We start from the raw sequence: 10378 nt of genomic DNA on the forward strand, positions 1-10378 counted from the left end.
GGACTTGCCGTCGTGAATCACGAAAAAGGCCGGGCGTGAGCCCGGCCTTTTTCATGGGTGAGTACCGTCGCCGCCGACACCCGTCGATTGCACCGTAGAGCGGAGCTTGCTCTGCTGCCGTGGTCGTTGCCGTTCGATTGGCGGCGGTTGCGGCAGGCGGATGGTCGGTCGGGCCTGGATCTCAGGGTGAAGGTCCTGGTGGGAGAAACAGCAAAAATCAACAACAAAAGCAAAGCAGCGGAGCGAGCTCCGCTCTACGTCGGTGATGGCGATGCGATCTGGGTTAACCCCGGGTTTCGCGCAATCCCAATGCCAACAGCTTCGCCTCCACGCGCTCACCCCAACCGGCGGGATTCCTCAATCCCATCCGCTCCATCGCCTCGGCATCGGCGGTGCCCGCTGACATTGCCCGCAACACCGTGCCCACCTTGCCCAGTGGCGTGGTGGTCTGGCTCTTCAGCCAGGACAGGGCTTTCACCAGGCGCTGTTCCACTTCGGTGAAATCGCTGCCCAGCGGGTAGTCGGGCAGGGTGCCGTCGTGGCGGAAGCGGCGCAGGCGCGCGGTCAGATGCGCGGGCGTGTTCTCCGTCCAGGCCGCCGGCGGGACGAATTCGCGACGGAGCTTGCGGCTGCGCTGCGCTTCCTCCAGCAGGCCGGACTGGAAGCGCGCGTCGGTGATGCCGGCCATCGCGATCACGCAGTCCTCGTCATTGCGGCCGCGCAGATCGGCGATGCCGTATTCGTTGATGCACAGATCGCGCAGATGGCGCGGGATGGTGGTGTGGCCGTAGTTCCAGCGCACGTTCGAATGGGTCTTGCCGCCGGCGTCGCGGATGGCGCGGAACATCAGCGCCGAACGGGCGTCGTCCAGCGCATGCGCCATCGCCACGAAGTTGTACTGCCCACCGACGCCGGACACGACCCGCCCATCTTCCAGCCCATCCGACACCGCCGCACCGAGCGCGGTCATCATCATCGCCGAGTTGAAGAAGCGCGCCTCGCGGCGTTGCAGGCGTTCCAGCGATTCGTGGCCGCCATAGATCTGGTTGACGCTGCCGATGCGGCGCATGCCGATGGCGCGGCGCTCGTCATCGGGGAGCTTGCGCAGCCAGTCGTAGAAAGCCGGCGATCCCAGGTAGAACGCGCCGTGCAGGTACTCGCCGTCGCGCTGCAGCCGCGCCTGGTCGCCGAGGTTCGCGGTGCCGTCGGCGATGCGTTGCATCAGCAGTTCGTCGTCGACCACCTTGCGGCGGATGACGCCGGTTTCCACCAGTCGCTTGAATCCCTCGTTGATCATTTCGCTGCAGCCGTACAGGCCCGCTTCGAAAGGATCCAGGCCACCACTCTCGATCACGGCGGGATGCTGTTCGATCCGGGGATCCAGTGCCGCCAGCACCGCGCGATAGGCGGCGTTGTCGGTATGGCGCAGCACCAGCGCGTGACAGAGCGCGTCGGCCAGCGCGCCGATGCCGATCTGCAGGGTACCGCCGTCGCGCACCAGCGCACTGGCGTACAGGCCGATTGCGTATTCCGCATCGGAAACAGGCTGGCGCGGCAGTCCGAACAGCATCGGATAGGGGCCGGGCGGGGTCACCACCGCGTCGAAGTAGTCCTCGTCCACCGCCGCGGTACCGCCCAGCCAGGGCAATTGCGGATCCACTTCCGCCACCAGCAACGGACGGGGCAGGCCGCGTGCCAGCACCGCCTCCACCGCATCCTGGGTGAGGTCGTTGTTGCAGGAGAGCGACAGCCGGCTTCCGCCGGGCTCGCGCGCCACCTTCTGCACGATCACGTTGAGCGCGCGATCGCCCAGCGCCCGCGCCACGTGGGTGTAGTTGAGGCTCGCGTAGCGCCGCTGCGCCTGCGAGGAGGACAGCAGCGCGCCGGACTGCATGTAGAACTCCTCGATTTCGATGTGCGCGGGCAATGCGTCGCGCTTCATCGCCTGCACGTAATCCAGGCGCGGGAAGTCGTCGCCGAAGTGGCGCGAGGCGAAGGGGGCGAGGAAGCGCGCTTCCAGGCCCGCGTGCGCCTGCGGTGGATCCAGCGACAGCGCGGTGTAGAGGAACCATGGGCGGGAGGCGTCCTGCCGCAGCCGCGCGTACAACGCGTTGAGCAGGCGATGCGGTTTGCCGATGCCCAGCGGCGCGCCCATGCGCAGGGTCTGCGGGGTGTGCTGGAGGATGAATTCGACGGCGCCGTCGAGGGAGTCCAGGTGAACGGTCATGCGCGCAAGCTTAGGCGAAAGCCGGTGAGGGAGGCAGGAACGGGGCGTCTGCCGGGGGGCTTGACAGGCGAACTGTTTACGCGCGTAATCGATAAAAATTTACAGGTGTAAACGCCATGCCGATCAGCGATGCCGAAGCCCTGGTGATGGAGGTGCTCTGGCGGGAACACCCGCTCGGCGCCGACGAGGTGCTGGCGACCCTGTCCGCGCAGACCGGCTGGGCCGAGCCGACGGTGAAGACCCTGCTCAACCGGCTGCTCAACAAGGGCGCCATCCAAGCCCGGAAGGAAGGCCGCCGTTACCTCTACACGCCCGTGCTGCCCCGCGAGGACTGGGTACGGCAGCAGAGCGCGGGAATGCTCGAACGCCTGTTCGGCGGGCGGGTGGCGCCACTGGTGGCGCATTTCAGCGAACAGGGTCGGTTGTCGCCGGCGGACATTGCCGAACTGAAGAAACTGATCGCGGAGCTCGACGATGAGCAGTGATCTGCTGCGCCTGCTGTTGGCGACCACGCTCGCCACGTCCCTGGTCATCCTGATCCTGTATCTGCTGCGTGCGCCACTCCGGCGCTGGCTGGGAGCGGGTGCCGCCTACGCGTCCTGGCTGTGCGTACCGGTCGCCGCGCTCGCGGTGCTGCTGCCCGCGCGCGAGGTAGCGGTGGAATGGGACGCGGTGGGCACAGTGCTGATGCCGATGCGGGCGGCCACCGCGGCGGTGGCGCCGTCCCTGTTCTCGATGTGGGAAACATGCCTGCTGGTCGCCTGGCTGGGTGGCGTCGTCGCGATGGCGGGCTGGCTGTGGATGCGACAGCACCGCTTCGTGCGCGGCCTGGGCGAGCTGCGCCGGTGCGGGGATGGGCTGTGGAGCGCGACGAGTACGCGCGGACTGCCGGCGGCCATCGGACTGTTCCGTCCCCGCATCGTGGTGCCGGCCGATTTCGAGTCCCGCTACCTGGAACGGGAACGGGTTCTCATCGCCTGCCATGAGCGCCTCCACATCAACCGCGGCGATCTGGTGGCCAATGCGTTCATGTCGGCGCTGCGGTGCGTCTACTGGTTCAACCCGCTGATCCATCTGGCCGCGCGCCGCTTGCGCATCGATCAGGAACTGGCCTGCGACGAGGACGTCATCCGCCGGCATCCCGGTGCCCGGCGCAGTTACGGCGAGGCCATGCTGAAGGGGCAACTGGATGTCGGTCCGGTGCCGCTCGCCTGCCATTGGCCCGCGCCGCATCCGCTCAGGGAGAGGATCGCCCAACTCGGAAAGCAGCTTCCCTCTCGGCGCCGCCGTGCTCTGGCTACGGTGCTGGTGGCCGCGATGGTCGTCGCGGCCGGCTACGGCGCCTGGGCCGCGCAACCGGCGCCGCCGCCCGCGGTCGCGCAGGAGGGCCTGTACCACATCGCCATGCAGGTGAGCCTGGGCGGTGCGACCCGCGCGTTCGAGATCCGCGAGAAGCCCGGAAAGGCATTCGCGGTGTCGGGCCAGACGGAGGCCGGCGAGACGTGGAAGGGCACGTTCCGGGTCGAAGCGATGACGGCCGGGCGTGCCCGCGTGCTTGCCGATATCGACGTCGCCGGCAAGCCGGCGGGAAGCCCCGAGTTGCTGATCGAGCTCGGCAAGTCGGCGAGCCTTCGCATCGACGGTGAAAACGGGAAGCCTTCCCTCTCCATCGAACTGATGGTCACCCTCGAACCGGGAACCACCTCGCCGCTGAGCACCGGCAGCCGTCCAATCAGCCGGATGAAGCGCGCCGTCGATCATTCCACGCTCGCACCGCCGCGATATCCCGCCAGCCGGCATGAGGGGACGGTGGTGATGAGGCTGGTCATCGGGACGGAGGGAGGGGTGAGCCAGGTCGGCCTAGAGCGCAGTTCCGGCTTCGACGATCTGGACCAGGCCGCGATGACCGCCGCGCGCGGATGGCGTTTCGAGCCGGCCATCGAAGCGGGCCGTGCCGTGGTGTCGATGGTGCGGGTGCCGGTGGAGTTTTCGCTGGATGAACCGGATGACCTGGCGCAACAGGCCGCACGCGATCTGACCGAACCGGCGTGGAATGGACAGCGGAGTGCGCGGCGATGAGGCGCACCGCGCATGCGAGCGCGCCACGCTGGATGCTGGCGGTGACGATCGCCGGCCTGACCGCTTGTGCCAGTCCTCCCGCCACCCGCATCGACAGCGTCGAGCGCCGCCTGATCATGCCGGAAGGCAGCGCGCGCTATCCAATGGCGGCGCATCAGGCGTTCGCCTATCCGGTTCCGCAGGACAACGTCTCGCCGGTGTTTCCCGCCGACTATCCCGCGAGCGAACTGGCGCCCACCACGCTGTGCGTGTCGTTCGTCGTCGATGCAGCGGGCAATCCTGCACAGGTCAACGCACTGGCCCAGGAAGGCTGCGCGCCGGCGGAGCAGTTCGTCCCGCTGCGCGACGCGATGCTGGCCGCGGTGAGCCAATGGCGGTTCGAACCGGCGATGTTCTGCGACTATCCCGATGCCGCCACCCGCGATCGCGACTGGAATGGCGTCGGTTGCGCGGGTGCGACCGTGCAGAAGCGGATCGTGCCGGTATCGCTGGCCTATGCCTTCACCTTCAGTCTCCGCAACGGCAAGGGCGAGGTGGCGTCGGCCAAGCGCTAGTCGCTGCCCGGCGCCATCGCATGCACGGCGTCGGCCAGGCGGCGCACTTCCTCGGCGTGGTGGCTGACGTAGACGATCGGCAGGCGGATTTCATCGCGGACCCGCTGCAGGTAGGGAATCAACTCTTCACGGCGTGCCTGGTCCAGTGCGGACAGGGGCTCGTCGAACAGCAGGATCGCCGGTTGCGAGAGCAGCGCACGCCCGATCGCCACCCGTTGGGCTTCGCCGCCGGAAAGGTTGCGCGTGCGCCGTCCCAGCAGCGCACCGATGCCCAGCAGTTCGACCACCGCGTCGAAACCGAAGCGTACCGGCGTGTTTCGGCCATGGCGCCCGTAGCGCAGGTTGCCGCGCACGTCGAGGTGCGGAAACAGGCGCGCATCCTGGAACACGTAGCCGATGCGGCGTCGATGGGTGGCGATATCGATGCGGTTCGCGCTGTCGAACAGCACCCGGCCATCGACTTCGATATGCCCGGCCACCGGCGATACCAGCCCGGCGATGGCGTTGAGCACGGTGGTCTTGCCCACGCCGGACGGACCGGAAAGCGCGAGCACGCGCGCGTCCGATTGGATGCGCACGCGCCGATGGAACGTACCGCGCCTGAGTTCCACGTCCAGCCGCAGCATCAGATTTCCTCCCGGCCAACGTGGCGCCGCGTGAGCCATTCCGACAACAGCAGCGCGATCAGCGAGATCGCGACCGCGACCGCCGCCAACCGCCAGATGCCGGCTTCGCCGCCGGGGACCTGCATCAGCCCATAGATCGCCGACGACAATGTCTGGGTCTCGCCCGGAATGTTGGACACGAAGGTGATGGTGGCGCCGAATTCGCCCAGTGCCTTGGCGAACGCCAGCACGGTACCGGCGACCAGGCCGGGCCAGGCCAGCGGCAGGGTGACGGTGAAGAACACCCGCCAGGGACCGGCGCCTAGCGTGGCCGCGGCCTGCTCCAGCCTGCGGTCGGTGTTCTCCAGCGAGAGCCGGATGGCGCGCACCATCAGCGGAAATCCCATCACCGCGCAGGCCAGCGCCGCGCCGGTCCAGCGGAACGCGAACACGATACCGAAGTGCTGTTGCAGGAAGGCGCCAACCGTACCCTGCGTTCCCAGTGTCATCAGCAGGGCGTAGCCCATCACCACCGGCGGCAGCACCAGCGGCAGGTGCACCACCGCGTCGAGCAGCGCCTTGCCGGGAAAACGGCGCCGTGCCAGCAGCCAGCCCACCAGCACGCCGAACGGCAGGCTGGCGATCGCCGCGGTCACCGCCACCTTCAGGCTCAGGCGGATGGCGGTGATTTCCTCGGGTGTGAACCAGTCCAAGCGGCGCGGCCTACTTCAGCAGGACGAAGCCGTGCCGGCGAAAGATCGCGCCGGCTTCCGGCGAAGCGAGCCACTTCACCAGGGCATTCGCCTGCGCGTTGCGCTCGCCGCGCAGCGCGGCGACCGGATAGACGATGGGCGGATGGCTGTCGGCGGGAAAAGTCGCCACCACCCGCACCGCGGGTTCGGCGCGCGCATCGGACAGGTAGACGATGCCCAGCGGGGCCTCGCCGCGGGCGACCAGCATCAGCGCCGCGCGCACGCTTTCGGATTCGGCCAGGCGCGTCTCCACGCCCGGCCACTGGCCCAGTTTCTGCAGCGCCGCGCGCGCGTACTTGCCGGCCGGAACGGTGCGGGTCTGCCCGACCGCCAGCCGGCCCTGGCCCAGTGCGGTCGCCAGCGATCCGGGCGTGGCCAGGTTCACCTGGCGCGTGCTCGCCTTGGGAGCAATCAGCACCAGCCGGTTGCCGAGCAGGTTGCGCCGCTGCGCCGGATCGAGTTTGCCGCGCTGCTGCAGGTAGTCCATCCATTCGAGATCGGCGGAGAAGAACACGTCGGCGGGCGCGGCCTGCTCGATCTGCCGCGCCAGCGCGGAACTGGCGGCGTAGGACACCCGGACCGGCGTGCCGGTGGCGCGCTGGTAGGCGGCGGCGGCCTCGTCCATCGACTCCTTGAGGCTGGCGGCGGCGAACACCGTCAGCGACGCGGGTTCCTGCGCCGGTGCAGTCGTGGTGAAGGCAAGTCCCAGGACCAGCAGGCTTGCCCAACGACGAAGCGGGAAGGGGTGGATCATGGCGGGACTCTGCTCGGGTGCGCCAGGGAATGCCGTGGCGCGCGCCGCGTGCGAAACGCGCGCGATGGCGCGGGGCGCGCACGCCGCGAGCGCCGGCGGAGCGAATGCGAACAACGAAAACAAGCGTCGGACATTCATCGGGATGCGTCCTGGGCCGGGGGATTCAGTGCGGGGCAAGCGCCGCGTTCAACAGCGATGCCAGGCGCGCGCCGCCCAGCCTCAGCTGGCGCTCGGCGATCGGCCGCTGCTGTTCGTAGTACGCGGTTTCCAGTTTGGCTCGGGCGGGATAGAAGCCCGGCGCGACGACAATCGCGCAGGATTGGCGCGCCCAGTCCGCCGAGGCGGGAGGCAGCGCGGCGGCCCGATCAGGCGGGGGAAGAGGCAGCGCGCGCAATACCCGCAGGTAACCGTCTTCATTCAGTCCGCGGCTGTTGAGCAGGCCACTGTCCCAGACCCGGTGCAGGTTGCCGCCCTTGCCCTGGTAGCTGGTCTGGAAATCGTTGCCGCCCTTGTCGCGCGCATAGCCGGCATGCAGCGGCTGGTGGGCATCGCCGACGAAATGGACGACGAACTTCAGTGCCTGCAGGCGTTCGGCGTCCGGGCGCCTGGGGTCGGCGAGAATGGCGCTCTGCGCGCGGATCGCCTCGACCACGCATTTGCCGTCGGGGCAATCACGCGCGGGCTGGTAACTGCAATCGTGTTCGCCGATGTTGACGTAGTGCCAGCGTGCGGTGGCCTTGCCGAGGTCGGGATCGTTCTCGCGCAGGTCATCGGCCCAGTTGGCGATGCCGGCGAGCGTGGGCTCGGCTTCGCCGCGCAGCAGGCGCTGGATTTCCGCGCGCGCCCGCGGATCCAGATCGGCTTCCGCCAGGCGTGCCACCAGCCGGTGTCCCAGCGGACCCCACGCGCCTGCGCGGGGCGCGAGCGGCAGGAGCAGGCAGAAGGAAAGGAATGCGGAAAAAACGGTGCGGGTCATGCCGGCCACTTTAACCGACATGACCCGCTCCGGTGGTTACAGGCTTAGAACTTCAGCACATATGCCGCGCCGTAGACGAGCGGATCGATCTTGGCCTGGCCGAGCTTCACGCCGTCGAGCTTGACGTCGCTGTCGATGTCCATCCAGCGCACGTCCACGCGCACGGCGCCGCGTTCGCTGACCTTGAAATCCAGACCGGCATGCGCGGCCAGGCCCCAGGAGTCCTTCAGCTTCAGCTTGCTGCCGGCGAGCGCGCCGCGGGTGTCTTCGCTGAAGAACGTGGTGTAGTTGACGCCCGCGCCCAGGAACGGCGACACCTTGCCCTGGCCGTTGAAGTGGTACTGCAGGGTGAAGGTCGGCGGCAGGTGCTTGGTGCTGCCGACCCGGCCCAGGCCCTTGATCTCGATGTCGTGCTTGAACGGCAGCGCGGCCAGCACTTCCAGGCCCAGGTTGTCGCGCAGGAAATATTCGAAGGTCACGGTCGGCTTGACGTCGCTGTCGATGTCCAGCGCCAGCGCGCCATTGGCCAGCTTGCCGTTGTCGGATTTCGGGTTGACCTGATGGACGCCGAAACCGAGCGTCCAGTCGCCCTTGGATTGCGCGAAGGCGGGCAGCGCGGCGCCGGCGAGGGCAACGGCGAGAACGGCGGATACGAGGGGCTTGTTCATGGGGCTTCTTCTTCTCGATGGGACGTGTGGGTGAATCGATGTGCGCAGTGTCCGCGCCGGCGCGGCGCGTCGCCTTGATCCGGATCAATGGGGCGTGAAGAGGCCGGAAATGCATGCGGAGCGGGCATGGACCCGGCATCCGCGCCCGCCCCTCCGTCCCGCATGGCCGGCCGCGCCGGCCCTGATAGAATGGTCATCCCGTCAACCCCGCCGCGCCGGGCGCGGCCGCAGGAGTCCCGAGCAATGTCGATCAAGGTTGGTATCAACGGCTTCGGCCGTATCGGTCGCAACGTGTTGCGTTCCGCCGTGCAGAATTTCGCCGACGACATCGAAATCGTCGCCATCAACGATCTGCTGGAACCGGACTACCTGGCGTACATGCTGCAGTACGACTCCGTGCACGGCCGCTTCAAGGGCGAGGTGAAGGTCGAAGGCAACACCCTGATCGTCAACGGCAGGAAGATCCGCCTGACCCAGGAACGCGATCCGGCCAACCTCAAGTGGGACGAAGTCGGCGCCGAAGTGGTGATCGAATCCACCGGCCTGTTCCTCGACAAGACCACCGCGCAGAAGCACCTGGATGCCGGCGCGAAGAAGGTGATCCTGTCGGCGCCTTCGAAGGACGACACCCCGATGTTCGTATACGGCGTGAACGACAAGACCTACAAGGGCGAGGCGATCATTTCCAACGCTTCGTGCACCACCAACTGCCTGGCGCCGCTGGCCAAGGTGCTGCACGACAAGTGGGGCATCAAGCGTGGCCTGATGACCACCGTGCATGCCGCCACCGCCACCCAGAAGACCGTCGACGGTCCGTCCAACAAGGACTGGCGCGGTGGCCGCGGCATCCTGGAAAACATCATTCCCTCCAGCACCGGCGCGGCCAAGGCGGTCGGCGTGGTGATTCCGGAACTCAACAAGAAACTGACCGGCATGAGCTTCCGCGTGCCGACCAGCGACGTTTCGGTGGTGGACCTGACCTGCGAACTCGAGAAGCCGGCCACCTACGCCGAGATCTGCGCCGAGATGAAGTCGCAGAGCGAAGGCGCGCTGAAGGGCATCCTGGGCTATACCGAGGACAAGGTGGTCGCCACCGATTTCCGCGGCGACACCCGCACCTCGATCTTCGACGCCGACGCCGGCATCGCCCTGGACGGCACCTTCGTCAAGCTGGTGAGCTGGTACGACAACGAGTGGGGCTATTCCAACAAGTGCCTGGAAATGGTCCGCGTGGTCGCCGGCAAGTAACCAAGCCAACCGGGACTTTCCGGAAGCAATACGCGAAGGCGCCTGCGGGCGCCTTCCGCGTTTACGGGTATCGCCGTGATATACCGGTTGGCCAGCGGGAGGCGACCCGGGGGCAGCTTCTTGCAATGCCCCGGGCTTTGCCGGAGGCTGCGGACGCGAATCCGGACGCGGACCCGACTTGCGGCGCGCGCCGGATCCATGACGAGGACGGGAAATGGATGACTTGGCGGGAGTGTTGGTCCTGATCGGCCTGGCCGTGCTGGCGGTGCCGGTACTGCTGATCCTGGCGCTGGTGTCGGTCGCCGGATTGAAACGGCGGGTCGCCGCGCTGGAACAGCAACTGGATGCGCTACGGAGAAACGCCGCGGCCGCCACGGGCGCGCCCGCGACGGAACAGGCGCGGCGCGCGACCGCACCGGTCCGCGAGCGGGTCCCGCCGGAGCCGCAAAGCGACGATGTGTCCACGCCCACGCCCACGCTCGCCGAGCTGATGCGCTCGTCCGCGCCCGAACAGG

At 67.9% G+C, this 10378-nt stretch carries 10 protein-coding genes and 1 pseudogene; 5 read left to right on the top strand and 6 right to left on the bottom strand.

The window, feature by feature from the left end; genetic code table 11:
- Window positions 1–283 precede the first annotated feature (283 nt).
- The gene (locus IQ458_RS16450) at window positions 284–2227 is read right to left on the bottom strand and encodes an acetyl-CoA hydrolase/transferase C-terminal domain-containing protein (protein ID WP_203323498.1); all 1944 of its coding nucleotides are present in this window, start codon (window positions 2225–2227) and stop codon (window positions 284–286) included.
- Window positions 2228–2343: 116 nt separating this feature from the next.
- Between IQ458_RS16450 and IQ458_RS16455 the strand changes: the two genes are divergently transcribed.
- From IQ458_RS16455 to IQ458_RS16465, 3 genes are read left to right on the top strand one after another with little or no spacing between them, the layout of a single operon-like run.
- Window positions 2344–2712 (top strand): BlaI/MecI/CopY family transcriptional regulator, encoded by a 369-nt coding sequence (locus tag IQ458_RS16455; protein WP_183644295.1) that lies wholly within the window; start codon window positions 2344–2346, stop codon window positions 2710–2712.
- A complete protein-coding gene (locus tag IQ458_RS19685) occupies window positions 2702–4306 on the top strand; it encodes a TonB family protein (RefSeq protein WP_235996914.1) in 1605 nt (534 codons plus the stop codon). Before IQ458_RS16455 ends, IQ458_RS19685 begins: the two co-directional genes overlap by 11 nt.
- Entirely contained in the window at window positions 4303–4860 is a 558-nt protein-coding gene (locus IQ458_RS16465; RefSeq protein ID WP_203323499.1) for an energy transducer TonB, read from the top strand. Before IQ458_RS19685 ends, IQ458_RS16465 begins: the two co-directional genes overlap by 4 nt.
- On the opposite strand, the gene IQ458_RS16470 is transcribed toward IQ458_RS16465, so the two are convergent.
- From IQ458_RS16470 to IQ458_RS16490, 5 genes are all read right to left on the bottom strand, one after another.
- Window positions 4857–5486 (bottom strand): molybdenum ABC transporter ATP-binding protein, encoded by a 630-nt coding sequence (locus IQ458_RS16470; protein ID WP_183644289.1) that lies wholly within the window; start codon window positions 5484–5486, stop codon window positions 4857–4859. The genes IQ458_RS16465 and IQ458_RS16470 overlap by 4 nt on opposite strands.
- The gene (gene modB / locus IQ458_RS16475) at window positions 5486–6178 is read right to left on the bottom strand and encodes a molybdate ABC transporter permease subunit (protein ID WP_183644286.1); all 693 of its coding nucleotides are present in this window, start codon (window positions 6176–6178) and stop codon (window positions 5486–5488) included. Before modB ends, IQ458_RS16470 begins: the two co-directional genes overlap by 1 nt.
- 10 nt (window positions 6179–6188) lie before the next feature.
- On the bottom strand, window positions 6189–6971 hold the full coding sequence (gene modA, locus IQ458_RS16480) for a molybdate ABC transporter substrate-binding protein (RefSeq protein ID WP_203323500.1): 783 nt from the start codon (window positions 6969–6971) through the stop codon (window positions 6189–6191).
- A gap of 163 nt (window positions 6972–7134) precedes the next feature.
- The gene (locus IQ458_RS16485) at window positions 7135–7947 is read right to left on the bottom strand and encodes a S1/P1 nuclease (RefSeq protein WP_203323503.1); all 813 of its coding nucleotides are present in this window, start codon (window positions 7945–7947) and stop codon (window positions 7135–7137) included.
- A gap of 44 nt (window positions 7948–7991) precedes the next feature.
- A complete protein-coding gene (locus IQ458_RS16490; RefSeq protein ID WP_192197290.1) occupies window positions 7992–8615 on the bottom strand; it encodes an OmpW/AlkL family protein in 624 nt (207 codons plus the stop codon).
- A 243-nt stretch (window positions 8616–8858) separates the two neighbouring features.
- Here IQ458_RS16490 and gap point away from each other — a divergent pair, with 243 nt between their 5' ends.
- Window positions 8859–9863, top strand: coding sequence for a type I glyceraldehyde-3-phosphate dehydrogenase (gap, locus tag IQ458_RS16495; RefSeq protein WP_183644277.1), 1005 nt, complete (start codon window positions 8859–8861; stop codon window positions 9861–9863).
- A gap of 223 nt (window positions 9864–10086) precedes the next feature.
- Window positions 10087–10378: pseudogene (locus IQ458_RS16500) on the top strand (DUF2339 domain-containing protein); the annotation flags it as partial.

The organism is Pseudoxanthomonas beigongshangi (genome assembly GCF_016820515.1).
GTDB lineage: Bacteria > Pseudomonadota > Gammaproteobacteria > Xanthomonadales > Xanthomonadaceae > Pseudoxanthomonas_A > Pseudoxanthomonas_A beigongshangi.

Bases quoted from the DNA above. Each gene is read 5' to 3' on its own strand.
- IQ458_RS16450 (WP_203323498.1), bottom strand. From the start codon at position 2,227: ATGACCGTTCACCTGGACTCCCTCGACGGCGCCGTCGAATTCATCCTC.
- IQ458_RS16455 (WP_183644295.1), top strand. From the start codon at position 2,344: ATGCCGATCAGCGATGCCGAAGCCCTGGTGATGGAGGTGCTCTGGCGG.
- IQ458_RS19685 (WP_235996914.1), top strand. From the start codon at position 2,702: ATGAGCAGTGATCTGCTGCGCCTGCTGTTGGCGACCACGCTCGCCACG.
- IQ458_RS16465 (WP_203323499.1), top strand. From the start codon at position 4,303: ATGAGGCGCACCGCGCATGCGAGCGCGCCACGCTGGATGCTGGCGGTG.
- IQ458_RS16470 (WP_183644289.1), bottom strand. From the start codon at position 5,486: ATGCTGCGGCTGGACGTGGAACTCAGGCGCGGTACGTTCCATCGGCGC.
- modA (WP_203323500.1), bottom strand. From the start codon at position 6,971: ATGATCCACCCCTTCCCGCTTCGTCGTTGGGCAAGCCTGCTGGTCCTG.
- IQ458_RS16485 (WP_203323503.1), bottom strand. From the start codon at position 7,947: ATGACCCGCACCGTTTTTTCCGCATTCCTTTCCTTCTGCCTGCTCCTG.
- IQ458_RS16490 (WP_192197290.1), bottom strand. From the start codon at position 8,615: ATGAACAAGCCCCTCGTATCCGCCGTTCTCGCCGTTGCCCTCGCCGGC.
- gap (WP_183644277.1), top strand. From the start codon at position 8,859: ATGTCGATCAAGGTTGGTATCAACGGCTTCGGCCGTATCGGTCGCAAC.